Raw genomic sequence first — 16,333 nt, forward strand, 5'->3', positions numbered from 1 at the left:
TCCGTCCCGGTACGTCAGGGAGGTTAGGGTGACCGCGACGCGCACCATGGGGGGTGCCAAGTGAGCAAGGCACGCTGGAGGTGAGCATGGGGCTGCGCCCGACACACCTTGGCTACGCCTACCAGGACCTGCTCACCGCGCTGCGGCTGGTGGACCTGGCGGTGGGACGTGCGAATTCCCTGCTGGTCGACACGAAGATGTTCACCGGGGACCGATTCGATGACATCACGTGCGAGTGGGGCACCGGCAGCCGCGAGCGGCTGCAGATCAAGCACACGGATCACGACCGCGCGTTGTCGCTGGAGAGTTTCACGAAGGACAAGCGAGGCCTACGCCTGGATCTGCTCTTCTCCTCCATGGACCACGGCTTCACCTCGGATCCGGATGCCTCGCACCGCCTCGTGGTGCGCGACACGGAGCCGGAGGATCCCGAGCTGACCCGGGTGCTGCGCCCGATCCACGCGAGCACCGATCCCGGGCCTGCACTGCACGGCTTGAGCAGCAAACGGTTCCGTTTCGACGCCGCTGCGCTGCGTGCACACGCTCCGTGGAAGGAGATACTCGCCCAGGTCAGTGATGACCTGCTCAACCGCGCTTGCGCGTCCCTGGTCGTCGACACGGATCTTCCGGCGTGTTCGCTCAACATTCGCGAGCCCGGGCCAGCCGAGGCGGCCTTGCTGCACCGCATCACCGAAGAACTCGGTGCCGGACGGCCGCCGAACCGGCACCGCACGCCCGAGGAAGTGGCGCTGGCCCTGATCGAGGCGGCCAAAGCGGCGCGCAGCCGGGCGGGGACCGTGATGGTCGAGGACCTGCTTCCTCGTCTGAGTCTGGAAGTCGACTTCGGAGCGGTCCGTGAGGGGCACCCCGTGGACCGTGCCACCGAGGTAAGACGTCCTACGGTGCTCACGGGCGTGGTCGCGGCTGTGAAGGACGCTGCTCAGCAGGGGGGTGTCGTGGTGGTCACCGGTGCTCCCGGCATCGGCAAGTCGTGGTTGTGTGAGCAGCTCGGGGATGCGCTGCGGGAGACCTGGCTGGCGGTGCGGCATCACTGCTGGCTCGGCGCTGCGGACATCGACCGTGAGCAGCGTGTGCTGACCGAGGTCGTGATCGGCAGCCTGCTGAAGCAGCTGGGGACGGCCGTTCCGGAGGCGCTGGCGCAGGTCAGGCCACGCTACGCGGCCACGCCGGAGACGCTCACGGCCGCGGTCACTGCCGCGCGCGGCCTGGCACCGGACCGGCCGATCGCGCTGATCGTGGACGGTATCGACCATGTCAGCCGGGTTCTTGGATCCACCACCGGCAGCGCCTTTCGTCCGCGGGTGGACCCGGCGGCCTCTCTGGTCGCGGACCTCTCTGCCCTGGAACTGCCGCACGGTGTCGTGATCGTCCTGGCCAGTCAGCCCGGCCCTCACCTCGAGGCCGTCGACGCCGGTGCCTCCCGTCTCACTGTTGCCCCGCTCAACCGCGCCGAACTGCATGCTCTGGCGGACCGTCTGGGCGTGTTGACGGCCCTGGCGTCTTCCCCTGCCGGCGAGGGGCTCGATCCCGCTGCGCGGGCGAAGGCCGCGGTCGCACTGATCGAGGAGCGCTCTCGAGGCAACGCCCTGTACGCCACGTATTTGTGCCGGCAGGCCGTTGGTCCTGCCCCGGGCCTGGGAGCGGCGCCGGCGCCGGATGGTGCCGGCAATCCTCTGGAGAGGTTGCGGACGGTGCCGTCGTCGGCGCACGACCTCGACGACTACTACGCCTATCTGCTGGCCGGTCTGACCCCCGGGCAGCGTTCTGCTGTCAGCATGCTCGCGGTCTGCGACTTCGCTGTGACCGCATCGGAGCTCGAGGAGATCTTCCCGCTGCCCGGAATGCAGCTCGGTGCCGCGCTGACCAGCGTGGCGCCGATCGTCGCGCAGCAGCCGGGCATCGGCGGACTGAAGATCCATCATGAGAGTTTCAGCCGCTTCATCCGGCGGATCGACGGTGACCACGGGTGGGTCGACCAGGTACGGGTCCGGGCTGCCGAGTGGCTCTCCGAGCGCGGGTTTTTCACGGACCCTCGCGCCTTCCGGCACCTGCCCGAACTTCTGTCCGCTCTGGGCCGCGACGACGAACTCGCTCTGCTGATCGGGCCCGATTTCCTCTCCCGCGCAATTGCCGGGCTGCAGCCCCCGCAGGCCGTCGTCCACACCCTGACCGTGGCCGCACGGCGGGCGGCGGCACGCAACGACTGGCCCACGCTGGTGCGTTGTATCGAACTGACCCGGGCGCGGGCGACCTACGAGGACGAGGGCCTGCCGGGCTCCCTGGTGCCGTATGCGGATGTGCTGGTGGCGCTGTCGGGAGCCGACCGCGTGGCGGCAAGCCTGATGTACGAGGGTGTGACCACGATGGCGGCGCGGTGGGGCCTGCAGCTGTGTGCGGCGGTCGACCGGGCGGGTTACGCCGCCCCATGGGAGGCGTACCTGACGGCCTGGGACGAGGCACGCAAGGATGAGAGTACCCACTACGGTTCCGACAGCGACGAGTCCGTCTTCCTTGCGGAGTTGCGCGGACGGATCCGGCTGCCGGACCGCGATACCGACCGTTCTGCCCCTGAACGCCCGCTCGCGCGGCGGGTGGCTGAATTCCTTGACCAGGAGAACCCGCCGCCGTTGGAGCCTGCGCTCGATGTGCTGCTGGACTGTCTCGGTTTCGTTCCGCTGGTGGAGAGCATCGAGCTCATCGACCGTTCCGACCGGCGCACCGCACTTCTGCTGTATCTGGCCGATGCCCGCGACAGCGCCGGCGGCGAACTGCCGTCGGCGCGCACGCTGGCCACGGCGGCCTGGGCGAGCGGCCCGTGCGACCCGCGGCGTCTGCTCCGTCATGGTCTGACAACGGCGGACCTGGCCGAGGAGGTCTTTTCCGGAGATATCAGCGCTGTTCTCACTGAGGCAACTCGCGAGGTGCTGACCGACCGTGCCAGCGGCCTGTCGGAGCCGGTGAGCAGGTGGCTGGCACTGCTCATGGTGGCGCACGCAGCCGATCCGCAGGCGCCCGTCCGGCTGCTCCCCCTTCTGGACGGCGAAGGTTTCTACCGTGCCTGGCTGCGCTTCACTCTCGCCACTGTCGGCCTGCACCGTGATATCGAGGCGGGCGCCCTTTCGGCCGAAACCGCGTCCGCCACCGTGCGTGTAGCACTCGAGCAACTGGCCCAGCACGCGCACGCGTTCACGGGCCAGCCGCGGGCCTGCGATCTTGCGGACATCCATCGGCAGGTGCGGCAAGTGCTGCACGACGGTGTCGCGCTGCTGCGGGGCAACGACGTCGCGCTGGGCATCACCTCCTTGCAGACCGTCAGCCGCGGCACCACCACCTCCCTCATGGGCATGGCCGGAACTGGCCCTCTGGTCACCACGGAGCTGCTGTCCCTGCTCACGGCGAGCGTCGGCCAGGCCGGGGCCGATGTCGTGCGCGAGCTCATGGGCACGCTGCGCACAGCACAAGCCGAGAGCCGTGCGTTGTACGCGGAGGACGCCGACTTCGAGCTTGAGATGGCCCGCGTGAGTCTCGCCTGCGACGACCCACACGAGGCGCAACGCTGCTGGGAACGCGCCGCCCGCGACCTGGCCGCCTACGGCAGCCACAAGGACATCACGATCGAGGAGCTGCTCGATCCGCTGCCCCAGCTGGTGCAAGCCGATCCCGTCCAGGCGCGTGTGCGGCTGGCGCGTACGCAGCCTCTTGTCTATCTCGTCGCGGACCGCACCGACGGGCGGGGGACGGCGGGAACGCCTGCCGAGTGGTGGCGCTTGCTGACGCGCCTGGATCCGCAGGCTGCCGCGCAGTTGGGCGCCCAGGTACTGTTGACCGAGCCCGGACTGCCCGATAGCCGGGTGGACGCGGCCCACCACCAGCTGCTGACCACCCAGGCGGACAGGGCCGATCCCGTCGTCCTGGCCGCGCTCCGCATCGCGGCAGGGCCCGGAGGCCGCAGCATCGACCAGGACATCGCCCTGCTCACACGGCTCGCCGACCTGCCCGCCGACGACGCGGCACACACACTGCGTCTCCTGCCGGTGCTGGCCAACGCGATCACTTCCACCTACGACGACCAGACCCTGTTCGCCGTGTCGCACAATGCCGGAGCCGAGCCCACCGCTGCGCTGCGCACGGCGGCACAGCGCTGTGGCGGCGAAGGCGGCCCGCCCTGGACGCCCCGTCCCGTGCCCACCAACAATTCCCGCAACTGGTCGGGCCCCGAGAAGCGCCCCACCACAGGCGCCTACCTGCACGCCCAGCAGCGCCCGACGCTGCCGGAAGGTGCCGCCGGCGTACTTGCCGCAGTCCGCGACCGCAACAGCAAGGCATACGACGCCCCCTCGGGCCCGCGGTGGTCGAGGGACGCCCTGGCCAACGCGGTCGGCTGGCGGCTACTGGAGATCCTTGACGGCCAGGGAGCCGAAGCCGCCATCCAGCTCCTGCACCGCATCGCCGACGAGATGACCCCCTCCAGCCCCCTTGAGCTCTTGGCCGACCTCGCCTCGGGATTCCAGATGCGCCAGGACACCGACCCCAATGTCCTGGGCCCGCTCGCGGCCACGGCGGGCATGCTCGCCTACACCAAGACGCGCGGCGGCGGTGGCTGGCGCTCCTTCGCCGGCAACGACCGGCTGGATCTGTGGCGGCAGGCGCATGCCGCAGACGCCGACACCGCAGCCCACAATCTCGCAGACCAGGTGACCCACGCCGTTACCGAGGGGTCCTACCACCGCACAATCGGCGTCAGCCTGGCCCTGGTCTCGGCCTTCGCCGTTCAGCCCCCGCACGCTTCGCCCACGGCTGCCAGCGCCCTCGCCTGCTGGGACGCGGCATACGAGGTCATCGCCCACCGCCTGCCCGGCCGCGCCCGCCTCGACCACGGCGCCTACCTCCCGGTGCCCGAGCAGACGACCCAGCACGACATCGACACGGCGCTGTGCCGGCTTGCGTTGGCCACGCTCGCCCTGCCCGAACGCGGCGACAAACGCCGCGCCCTAATCGCAGCGACGGTTCTCCTGGCCGGCCGCCCCGGCCCGGCCCAGGCTGCACTCGCACACGTCCTCTCCTTCAGCCTCGGCGCTGGCCCCCTGACCTGGCTCCTGACCGTCCTGCACAGCCACCTGCCTGACGGGCCCCTGGATGCCGCCCTCCTCGACCAGCTCGTGACGCTGTGCGGCAGTGACATGCTGTCCGTCCGCGCCGAGGCCGCCGCCGTCCTGGCCCGCGCCGGCCACCAGCCGCCCTCACCGCCAGCGACTGCGGCCCATCCGATACTCGTACGCGCCGTTGCCGCCCTCTCCGACCCCAAGGAGAGCGCATGAACGACCCGCGGCAATACGCGGCCGACCTCGTCGACAACTATCTGGGTGATCGCCTCGATGCCGCCGGCAACCCACCCGGGCTTCGTGAGACCGTCATCGACCTCGTAGCCGATGCCTTCCCCGACGTCGAAACGCTGATGGGAACTCAGCTGAACCTGCTGACCAATGGACACCGCAGCCAACTTCCCGATGCCTACCTCGCCGACCACGCCTCCGCCGAAGACGCCCTGCAGCACGCCGCCGCCGGCCTGCGCGCCGCACTCGCCCAAGCCGGACAGCTCGGCAACGCCCAAAACTTCGAACATCACGCGGCCGCACGACTGCGTGACGACCCCCGGGCAGCCCTGCGGGCCGAACTCGCCCGCGTTCCCCGCCCCCTGACCCGTCCCGAGGCGCTGGTGTGCTCGCTCGATCCAGCACCCTGGTTCAGCGACAGCCATCAAGCGGACAAACCGTGGCCGACGCCCGGCTTCGCTTCGCTCACAGGCCTGCGCATCCTGCCGGGCGGCGCCGCAGCCCTTGCTCGCGTGGACGACGGCCCCCATGCAGGCTGGGTACAGATCGGCCTCTTCGAGCGGCAGCGCACCCCTGCACGCCGCCATCCAGATCGGCCCGCCCGCCAACTACAGATCATCGTCGGCCTGGAGGCCCTCAACGGCGATCCACCGCCTGACACGCTGCCCGTCTCCCAGGCCCCCCGGCAGCTGTGGACCCGTCCGTGGCGTCGGCTGGGACTCGGCTTCCCGCGGGCCGAGTCGGCAGCCGCGCACATCAGCGCCGCGGACCAGGCGCTCATGGCGCTCACCACCGCCGGCAGCACCAGCATGGTCGACGCGCCCCGCCGCCGAAGCGGCCTCGGCCTACCTCCTTACATACTTGCCCCCGCCGCCAGCGTCGTGGCCGCACTCGACCTTGAACCCACGAACGGCATCTGCGGGTTCAGCCTCAGCGACACCGCCGGTGAAGCACTGATCTGTCGTCAGTGGCACGGTCACCTCGTCCACGACGGAAGCTACGAGCCTCTCCTGCCCGTGGTCGCAGGAGCGGACCTGCTCATCCGTCCTGACCTATTTACCCGCTTGCAGGACACGATCGGTGCTTCCCGCTGCCGAACAGGCGTCAGCATCCACCACATGTCAGCAGCCGAAGGCGACGCCACCCACGACGACGAGGACTGAGCACCGCGTGGGCGGGGCCTACAGGAACACGCCGTGGGTGGACGAGGCAATGACTGACGACCCCGCCACCCCTGGCCCCCACCCGCTACAGATCCCCGTGCGGATCCACGCGGTGGGGCCGGGCTGGCGGGGCTGCTGGAGCGTCTGCAAGAACAGATCAACGAGGCCTTCCCCAGCTACCGCCTCCCCGGCCTCAAAACAGGGCGTCCGGATGCACCAACCACCTGGCTGGCACGCCGCAGGTGTCTGCGGCCCGGCCAGTGCGCACATCGTGTGCGTGGTGCCGGATGCTGCTCATCCGCGTCGGCGGCCGGGCTGCGCCTGGGAACCGATGGTGTGGTCGGCCAGGTGGTCCAGGACTGCGTGATTGGCCTCCCAGCCGTCAGCGACTTTGGAAGCGGCTCCGGGGTGTGCGGGGGCGTTGGAGGGGTGGGCGTCCAGGAGTTCGGCGATGCCGGCGCGGGCCACGACGATGCAGGCGTGGCGATGGCGTGAGGTGAGGACGCACAGGCGGCCGGCTTCCAGGTGGAAGGCGGAAGCGTCGCCACGGCCGGAGAGGGGGTGCAGGGCGATGGTGACGCGGAATTCGCAGCCTTGGAGCCGGTTGGCGGTGTCGACGGTGATGCCGTGGAGCCGGGGGTAGTGGCGGGCCAGGAGCGCGCGGATGTCGTGGGTCTGGCTGCGGTGGGCGGTGCCGATGGCGATGTCGCCGGGCTGCAGGGTGTGGCCTTCGGGGTTTTCCTCGCAGATGGTGATGGCGCGCCGGGTCAGCATCCGCTCGGCGATGCCGAGGGTGGCGTGGAAGGCTTCGGCGTCGTGCCGGCCGGCGATGCGGGCCGGTAGTTCGAACAGTGCCCATCCGGTTCGGGCGGCGTGTTCGATGGCCTCGTCGGTGGGGGTGCGGATGTCGAGGGGGGAGAACGTGAGGGTGCGGTCGGCTTCGCAGCTTGCGGCGTGGAAGGGCGTAAAGGGGTAGAAGGCGTTGCTGATCGGGAGGACGGCCGAGGGCGGCAGGCGCCAGGACACGGGCAGGCAGTGGACGGGCAGGTCGGGATTGTTGGCGAGCAGGACGGCGATCGCACTGTTCACGGGGTCGTGAGGCAGGCCGTGGAAGCGGTCGGTGTCGGCTTCGGAGAAGGGGTCGAGCTGGCCGGGGTCTCCGACGAAGAGGGCCCGGTCGAAGAGGCCTGCGGTCAGCAAGAGCGTGTCGGAGCGCATCTGGTAGGCCTCGTCGATGATCGCCCACGGCCATTGGCGGCCTCTGACCGTGGCCCATTTCATAGCGGTTCCCACGATGACGTCGGCCGTCGTCTCGAGGGGTTCGATGCGGGTGGCGATCCGGATGCTGGGATGTGTCTGCAGGTCGTGTGGGAGGGTGTGATCCGTTGCGGTGAGCCGGGCGGTCCGCAGGTGCGGGTGGTGCCGGGTGAATCGCCGCACGAGGTGGTCAACCTGGCTGTTGGTCTGGGCGATGACGACGCAGGGGGCGCCGGGTCGCGTGAGGGCGTCGGCGGCCTGGGCGACCAGGGTGGATTTCCCGGCGCCGGGCGGGGAGTCCACGACGAGTGCGCGGTGGGTGAGGGTGGGCAGCTGCTCCAGGACGGTGCGGGCGGTCTGGGCCGTCTGCTGCTGCGGGTGGGGCGGTGTCACTGTTTCTCCTCGTCCCCGTCGCCGTCGCTGTGGTCCGGCGGGTCGGCAGGAGGCCCGCCGTGGGTCCAGGGCGTCTGGTCTCGTGTAGGGAATTCCGGCATCCGGTAGGGGGCGGGTGCGAGGGTGAACACGAGGAAGACACCGGCTTCGGGCAGGACGGCGTGGTTGGGGCGGGCCACGGTGCCCATGCCGGCGGTGATCTCGAGTTCGACGAGGGTGTCGCCGTCGCCGGGCGTGACCTCGCAGATCTTGTAGAGGGCGTTGGGGTGGGTGTGGCAGGCAAGGAGCTGGCCTAGTTCCATGGGCACGGGGTCCGCGGTGGACACGGTGAGCCGGGGCCGCCATAGGGTCCGTCCGGTGGGTCCGCGCAGGGTGTGCTCCGGGTCGACGGTGGCGACGGGACCGCCGAAGGCTTCGCCGGTGGTGCGCAGTTCGGCCCGTACGAAGGGGTCGTCGGTGGCGCGGTCGGCGGCGAAGGCGGCGGCTGCGTGTTCCATGCGGGTCAGGCGGACGGCGGCGGCAACGGCGTGGTCGCGGGCTGGCCGGGGGCGTCCGTCTTGGGCCAGGTGGAGGCATTCGTCGGTGAAGGCGGTGCGTTCGTGGCCCCAGCGGCGTGCGGTGCCCCTGGCTTCGGGAAGGGCCTGCAGGAGCGTGTAGGCCTGCCACATGAGCTCCCAGGTGGGGTGCAGGTGGGCGCTCAGCAGGTGGTCGAGTTCTTGCAGGGTGCGGGTCTGCTCCTGGCCCGAGTCCCGTCGCCGGGCACGGGCGTAGGCGTCGAACAGGGGTGCCAGGTGGTCGTTGTCGAAGGCGGCGTCGGTGGCTGGTCCTGCCGGGCGGTGGGTGGCGGGGTCTTCTGCCGTGCGTGCGGCGTCGCGTCCCGAGACGGCATGGCGGGGCGGGTCGATCCAGGCCAGCAGGGTGGCCAGGTCTTCGTCTTCCTGGGGGCTCTGGCCGCTGGCCCAGTGCATGGTGAGGAAGCCGGTCATGGGGATGAGGGCGGCTGAGCCGGCCAGGTCGGCGCGGTCGGTGAGATAGGTGAGCCAGTGTCCCAGCCGCTGGACGGCTTGGGAGCCGGGAGTCTGGTCGTCGACGCTGCGGAACCTCAGGTCGTCTCCGAGGTCTTTCAGGTGCTGCACGGTCTGGGGGTTGGGGACGAGGATCTGGGGGGCGTCGGTGTAGCGCCGGCGGGCCGGTCTGCTGGAGGTGGCGGGCAGGTGTTCGCTGTGCCGCTGGCAGGCTTCGATGTAGGCGGTGACGGCGTCTGCCAGGGCGGCGAGCATGGGGGCGGTGCTGCCCGAGGGTGGCGCGAGCAGGAGCTGGGGGCGGTGCGGGTCGGTGCCGAGCATGACGGCCAGCGGACGTGCAGCGGGGCCGGTGCGTTTCAGCGCCAGCAGCATCAGCGGCTGGTCGCTGAGGTGGAGGTGGCGCAGCTGGCTGGTGCGTTGGGCGTGGCCGGTGTGGGCGGCGCGCATCCGCAGGAGTGAGGTGAGCCGGATCATGCGGTGTCCGTCCGGAGGTCTGCGTGGACGCGCTGTGCGTGGCGCAGGGCCCGGGTGATGTCGTGCTGGTCCTGCGAGGGGTGCAGGTGCCCGTCGGTGAGGGCCAGGGCCGTGGCGATGGTGTCGATTCCCGCGAGGTCGTCGCGGACTGCGGTGCCCAGGGCGGCGGTCCTGCTCTGGTTTCGGGCTTCGGTGCGGCAGTGGAAGGCCAGGTCGCAGTGGTTGCGGCAGCCGGGGGTGTAGTGCGGCCGCGCGGTGGCGAGCGCGTCCGCGAGTTCGTCGCGGGGCCGGGTCGGTCTCTGGTCGGGGCCGGGCGCCAGGTCGAAGGTGGTGTTGGGGGGAAGCCTGTCCAGCAGTTCGGGCAGGCGCCTCAGTCTGCCGAGGTGGCGGCTGAGGTTCTTGATCTGTTTGTGGGCGCTGAAGGGCGTGGCGGTGGGGTGGCGGGTGAAGTTGCGCGGGTTGACCAGGATCACGGTGTCGGAAACGCGGTCTGGCGGGAGGCCGTCGTCGGCGAGGAGTTCTCGCAGGGCCAGGACGTAGGCGGCGGCCTGGGTCAGTGCTGCGTTGGCCTTGATGGGGTCGGGCTGTCCGTGGATGACGGGGAAGGATTTGATCTCCACGATGTGGAAGAGGCCATCGCGCTGGAAGGCGATGACGTCCGGCTCGAGGTAGACCTGGTGGCCGGCGACGGTCAGACGCAGTACGGGGTGGTCGAGCAGGGTGCGAGGGGTGTCTGACCTGCGGTGTGCTGTGCTGAGGATGCGGGAGCGGGTGTGGGCGCGGCGCAGTGCCAGGGGGGACCTGTCGTCGTCGCTGCCGACGCTGTTGACGTCCTCGTAGGACACCTCGGACGGGGTCAGGCCCAGGGCGTGGCGGAGTAGCGGTACGAGAGGGGCTCCTGCTTGGGCGGTGACCTTGTGTTCGAAGGCGAGGCCGTAGTCGAGGGCGAGCCGGGATTTCCTCAGTGGCCGCGGCAGGCCCAGGTGGGCGGCGAGGGCGTCTTTGTCGATGCCGGCCGCGTCCAGCAGGGAGCGGCGGTCGCAGCTCGGATTGGTGGTTAGCGCTGCCAGGGTGCGTGCGTTGTGCGGGAGGGGCGGTGCGGTTCCGCGTAATGCGCCCAGTCGTGCGTCGAGCGAGGTCACTTGGTTCCTTGGAGGGCAGAGCACAGCCGTGCGGGTTGCGGGGCTGTTAAGCGGTGCGGCGCATGCGGGTGACGTTGCGCAGGGTGTTGCCGAAGAGCTGCTCCGCGTCGCCGAGTTGCTGGCGTGCTCGCCGGGCGGCTTCGGCGCGGGTGTCAGCGTCGTCGTCGGCGTGGATTTCCAGTTCGGCTGCGGCTGCCTGGCGCAGCGCGTCCAGATCGAGCGGGCCGCGGGTGGTGTAGCCGTGGATGTTGCGGCTGTAGTGCTGGAGGAGTTGCTGGACGTGCGGCGACGGTTGGGGTTCGCCGGGGCGGTGTTCGGCGGCGTCGGCGAGCCGCAGAGCCGAGGTGAGGAAGTGGACTCGCTGGGTGAGCGGCCCCACCAGGCGCTGTTCCAGCGGCCAGGTGCTCAGGGCGAGCAGGGCGCGGGCTGGTGAGAGCAGGTCGGAGGTCACAGCGGCGCAGATGTAGTAGGGGCGTGCGTAGGGAGCGGATCGGAAGGAGCGTTCCTCGTCGCGGCGCAGGGTGGTCAGGCGTGCCGTGTTCAGCGGGCCGGAGAAGAACGCCTGGTGGACCTGGCTGAGCAGTTTGGGTGCGGCGGGGACGGTGAGGAGAGTGAGCGCCTGCTGGATCTGGTCGCGCACCGGCAGGGCGCTGTCATCGTGCTCTGAGGATGCCGGTGCTGCGGGCTCGGCCTCTGTCTTGTCCGGGCCGTCGTCCAGACCGCACAGCACGTCCCAGGCGCGTTGAGTGCGCGTCAGCTCCTTTCTCAGGAGGCTCGCTTGGGTTTTGTCGTGCTCCGCGAGCGCTTGCCGGATCGCTTCCTGCAGCTGCTGCATGCGTTTCTCGAGAGCGACCAGATGCTCGTCCATGCCCGCATGCTAGCAGTGACCCATGACGACCAGATTTCTTCCTGTGTTTTTGGTGTAGTGTCCCGGGCTCGTAAGGCACCACCGGTGCCCTCCTACGCCTCGCTTCCCAGAAGGGCGCACGGGCATGAGACTGCTCCACACCTCCGACTGGCATTTAGGCCACGTCTTTCACGGGCATCCACGCGACGAGGACTTCGACGCCGTCCTGGCCGAAATCGTGGCCATCGCCCAGGAGAGCCGGCCGGACCTGATCGTCCACAGCGGCGATCTGTTCCACCACTCCCGTCCCGGCATCCGGGCGATGACGCGCGCCATGGGCACGCTGAGCGAACTCGCCGCCGTCGCCCCCACTGTGGTCCTGGCCGGCAACCACGACTCCCCCGCGTACTTCGAGTTCTTCGGTTCCATGACCGGCCCCTCCCGGGGCCGGGGCCTGTTCTTCGCCGACCAGTTCCGCCCGGCGCACGAGGGCGGCGTCCTCAGCTTCGACGCCTGCGGTGGTGAGCAGCGAATCCGTCTGGCGGTCCTGCCGTTCGTGCATCCGAACCGGTTCTGGCAGCGCTCCGCGACCGACACGTCGTACGCCGACTACGCCGAGGGAATGCGCGGGCTGCAGGCGGAGCTGATGACGGCCATGCACGAGGGGTACGACCCCGACCGGGACATCCTGCTGTTCGCGGCCCATGTGTACGTCACCGGCGCCACACGCTCCCCGGGCGAACGGGCCGTGGACGACGACTTCGAGACCGGCCCCGAGAATCTTCCGGAGGTCTCCTACGCCGCTCTCGGACACATCCACCGCCCGCAACCGGTGCGGGGCGCCAAGTCCACCGCCCGCTACGCCGGCAGTCCGCTCGCAATCGACTTCGGTGAAGCCGACCAGTTCAAGAGCGTCGTGATCGTCGACGCCGAACCCGGACGGCCGGTGCGGGCCCTGCCTCGCCGGCTCTCGAGCGGACGGCGCCTGACGCAGTTCACCGGAACCCTCGACGAACTCAGGGCGTCAGCTGCCCAGTACGACGGGACCTTCCTCAAACCGGTGATCGTCGGCGAGGAACCCGACATTCTCCTCAGCCACAAGATCGCCGAGGTCGTCCCGCACGCGATCCTCATCAACCCCGCACCGGCACGCGAAGCGGACGACGACACGGTCATGGACAGTGACCCCGGCGAAGAGCCGGAGCTCCCCGACTCCTTCCGCGCCTATCTGGCACGCGGGGGGCTGAGCGGCACCGTTGCGGAATCCACCGTCACCGCATTCACCCACCTTCTCAACGAGCTCGACGACGAGACGCTGCCCCCGGTACACGCCGAGGAAATGCTCCGCGCTGCGCTGGAAGACACCTGGACGGAGGCCTCGTGAAGCCCAGCCGGCTCATCGTCAGCGGAATGCGCAGTTACCCCGGTACCTGCACCATCGACTTCACCGGGAAGCGTCTGCTCGCCATCCTGGGCCCCACCGGGGCTGGCAAGTCCACTCTCCTCGAAGCGATCATCTTCGCCTTGTACGGGGCGAACTCGTGGTCGAACAAACCCGAGGAAGCCTACGAACTGATCAGCAACGGCTGCCCCAGCATGCACGTGACGTTCGAGTTCTCGGCGAACGGCCGCCCGTGGCGGGTGCGGCGCACTCTGTATGCGAACCGTAAAAAGCCGCAGGCCCTTCTGGAGTCCATGGCCGAAGACGGCACCGACCTGCGGGTCGACAACATGCGCGCGGTGACGGAAGCCGTCACCCAGCTCATCGGGCTGGACTGGAAGGGCTTTGTCAGTACGGTCCTGCTGCCTCAGGGGAAGTTCGACACCCTGCTCAAGGCGAACAGGGGCGACCGTGCCGGCATCCTGCGGCACGTCTTCGGCATCAACGAACTGGAACGTGTCCGCAAGCACGCCGGCGTACGGCTGGATCGCCTGAGCACGAGCATCCTCGACGCCAGGAGCGCCCGGGCGGAGCTCCTGCGGAATCCCCATGCTGTCGCCACACAAGCGGCGCTGGATGTGGAGCGTACGCGTGGCATCGCGGCCAGCCGGCGCGAGCGGCTGGCCGCTCTGCGCGCGGCACAGGGGCGGGCCGTCGGGCACAAGCACCGCAAAGCCGGTCTGGACAAGGCCGCGCGGCTGCTGCGTGAGCGCAGCGTTCCGGATGCGGTTGTCACACTGGCCACGCTGGCCAAGGTGACGACGGAACTCGATGCCGAAGCCGCAGTGCAGGAAGCGGCCGGGCGCGATCTGAGCATGGAGCTCGACGCTGCACAGGCCGCCCTGGACAAGGCCGCGCAGGCCGGTGACACGGTCCGATCCCTGTCCGGCGCGGTGACTGTGCTGTCCGGCCTGCCGGGCCGCACAGCTGGGTTGGACGCCGTCGCGCAGCAGCTTGAACTGGAGCAGCTACAGCACAGCGAACAAGAGCACGAGTACGAGCAAGCACAGCAGGAGCTGGCCGAACGCGAGGAGCGCTTGGCGGCCCTCGTCGAGGACGCCGGCCTGGCGCAGCACACCGTGACTCAGGCCCGCGCGCACACCGACCAGGTCCAAGAAGCCGTCCGGGGTGCGCTGCAGGAAGCCGCCGCTGCGGCGACACATCTGCAGTCGGCCAACACGACGCTCGCAGCGGCCGAGGAGCAACGCGGCCGCGTCGACAGGCTGGAAGCCGAGCTGTGTGAACTGCGCGGGGCACGGGACGCAGCCCAGGATGCCCTAGCCGCGCTGGAGCGCGGCGATGCCGCCCACACGGCAGGTTCCGCTCTGGCGCCGGGGGACGCCTGCACGGTCTGCACCCGGCCCGTCCCGAGCGACTTCACTCCCCCGTCTCCGTTGGACGGCAAGGCCCTTGGGAAGGCCAAACGTGAGGTCACCAAATACTCCAAGGCCGTGAACACGGCTGTGACCGCCGCGGCGGAGGCAACAGCCCAGCTGAGCACGGCCGGGCACACGGCTCAGAAGCATCAGCGTGCGCACCTGGCCGCTCTCGAACGCATGGACGCTGCACTGCTCCAGCTGCAGGAGCTGGTAGACGCGATGCGACCGGACGTCGTGCCCGGCGCGGCCACCGCTCTGGACACGCTGAGCCAGCAGACGGCCGCGCAGGCGCGTGTCCTCACGGGCAGCGACCCCAAGAGCCGGGCCCACATCACCCGTGCGGTCAAAGCACTCGTGCAGCCCTTGCGCAACGCCGAAGCAGAAGCGCTCGCCGCCCACACGGGCGCCCAGGCAGGGCTGGCGACGGCACAGGCCGAGAAGGAGGCGGCCCAGGCCGGCCTCAAACGCCAGCGCGGCCGCTTGCAGCGTGAACGCAGACAGCTGGAGAAGGCCCGACTGCAGTACGAGAGTGACCTGCAGACCCTGCTGACCGAGGTCATCAACCTCCCGGCCTCGATCCGACCCGCCCAGGAAACGCCCCAGGCACTGCCCTCCTCGACGGACATCGCCTCATCGCTGGAGACGGCCAGCCAGCGCCTCGCACGGCTCGAGCAGACGGCACAGGCTCACGACGAAGCACAGCAGGCCCTCACCGAGCACGCCGAGCACCGGCAGGCCCTGAAGGGACGGCGCCAGCGCAAGGTTGAGACTCCCACCCGCAATCTCCTCAAGAAACTGGAGCGTTGGGCGGACGCCGCCAGCGATGCCGAAAGCCTCCTCGGCGGCGAGACGTCCAACGAACTGCCTCCGACCCCGGACGGGGCCGACCTGGCCATGGTCAACGCCTACCATCTGGCCCTGTCCTCGCTGAGCCAGCAACTGACAGGCGCACTGAAGCAAGCCAGGCAGCGGGCCGCCGACGAGATCCACGCGTTCGAAAAGGAACTCACCCTCCAAGCCAGCGCCGCCCACAACGAAACAGACCCTGACCCGGGCTTCCCCGTACCGGAAAAGAGCGACCTGCTGGCACCCGCCGTTCTCGACCCGCTCAGCCGCAAGACGAGCGACGCGGAAGCCGCGCACGACAAGGCCAAGTCCGACCTGCGTACCGCGCAGTCCCAAATCCCCTACGCCAAGGCTCTGGACGCTGCCATCACCGCTGCGGACGAGCAGGCCATGGTGTGGCGGAGAGTGAGTGAACAGCTCACCGACACCAAGTTCCTCACCTATCTCACCAAACAGCGCACCCATTCGCTGCTCCGCCACGGCAGCCGAATCCTCCAGCAGATCTCCACTGGGCTCTACGCGTTCACCGAGGACTTCAAGATCGTGGAGTCAGCCACGAATCTCACGCGCGGCCCAGAGACTCTCTCCGGCGGGGAGAAATTTCAGACCTCCCTCGCACTGGCACTGGCCCTCGTGGAACTGCACAGCCGCAGCAACAGCAAGCTGGAAAGCCTGTTCCTGGACGAAGGGTTCGGCTCGCTGGACTCCGACCGCCTGGACGACACACTTTCCGTCCTCCGCAGCAGTGTGACCCGGGACAAGACGGTCGCGGTCATCAGCCACCTGTATCCGGTGGCCGAAGCCGTCGATGACGTGCTGTTCGTCGACAAGACCGCCCGGGGTTCCACGGCCGCCTGGCTGACGGAGCATGAGCGCACCGCAGTCATCCGTGACGGGATCCGGCGCCTGCTGGAACACACCTGAGCAGCTACCGGGCCAGCCACCACAGTCACCGAGGAGCCCGTCTCCCGGCCCCGGACGTCCTCTTCGGACGCCGGTGACTGCCCCTGCC

General features: G+C 69.6%; 8 protein-coding genes. 4 read left to right on the forward strand and 4 right to left on the reverse strand.

What is annotated here, in order from left to right; genetic code table 11:
* Positions 1-86 precede the first annotated feature (86 nt).
* Entirely contained in the window at positions 87-5,339 is a 5,253-nt protein-coding gene (locus ACFYW8_RS39455; protein WP_389090362.1) for an AAA family ATPase, read from the forward strand.
* Entirely contained in the window at positions 5,336-6,517 is a 1,182-nt protein-coding gene (locus ACFYW8_RS39460; RefSeq protein WP_215103702.1) for a hypothetical protein, read from the forward strand. Before ACFYW8_RS39455 ends, ACFYW8_RS39460 begins: the two co-directional genes overlap by 4 nt.
* A gap of 294 nt (positions 6,518-6,811) precedes the next feature.
* On the opposite strand, the gene ACFYW8_RS39465 is transcribed toward ACFYW8_RS39460, so the two are convergent.
* The 4 genes from ACFYW8_RS39465 to ACFYW8_RS39480 are packed head-to-tail and all read right to left on the reverse strand — an operon-like array spanning position 6,812 to position 11,676.
* Positions 6,812-8,167 carry an AAA family ATPase gene (locus ACFYW8_RS39465; protein ID WP_389090366.1) on the reverse strand — a complete coding sequence of 452 codons (1,356 nt, stop codon included), beginning with the start codon at positions 8,165-8,167 and terminating at the stop codon, positions 6,812-6,814.
* Entirely contained in the window at positions 8,164-9,666 is a 1,503-nt protein-coding gene (locus ACFYW8_RS39470) for a hypothetical protein (protein WP_215103698.1), read from the reverse strand. The genes ACFYW8_RS39465 and ACFYW8_RS39470 overlap by 4 nt, the downstream gene beginning before the upstream one ends.
* Complete coding sequence (locus ACFYW8_RS39475; RefSeq protein ID WP_215103690.1) at positions 9,663-10,808, reverse strand: hypothetical protein; 1,146 nt, start codon at positions 10,806-10,808, stop codon at positions 9,663-9,665. The genes ACFYW8_RS39470 and ACFYW8_RS39475 overlap by 4 nt, the downstream gene beginning before the upstream one ends.
* Positions 10,809-10,854: 46 nt before the next feature.
* Positions 10,855-11,676: a hypothetical protein gene (locus tag ACFYW8_RS39480; RefSeq protein ID WP_389090372.1), complete on the reverse strand. Its 822-nt coding sequence runs from the start codon at positions 11,674-11,676 to the stop codon at positions 10,855-10,857.
* 124 nt (positions 11,677-11,800) lie between these two features.
* Here ACFYW8_RS39480 and ACFYW8_RS39485 point away from each other — a divergent pair, with 124 nt between their 5' ends.
* Together ACFYW8_RS39485 and ACFYW8_RS39490 are read left to right on the forward strand one after the other, a co-directional pair.
* Positions 11,801-13,039, forward strand: coding sequence for an exonuclease SbcCD subunit D (locus ACFYW8_RS39485; protein ID WP_389090375.1), 1,239 nt, complete (start codon positions 11,801-11,803; stop codon positions 13,037-13,039).
* Positions 13,036-16,245, forward strand: a complete 3,210-nt coding sequence (locus tag ACFYW8_RS39490; RefSeq protein ID WP_389090378.1) for an AAA family ATPase — start codon at positions 13,036-13,038, stop codon at positions 16,243-16,245. The genes ACFYW8_RS39485 and ACFYW8_RS39490 overlap by 4 nt, the downstream gene beginning before the upstream one ends.
* Positions 16,246-16,333 lie beyond the last annotated feature (88 nt).

This window comes from Streptomyces sp. NPDC002742 (genome assembly GCF_042888885.1).
Taxonomy (GTDB): Bacteria; Actinomycetota; Actinomycetes; order Streptomycetales; family Streptomycetaceae; genus Streptomyces.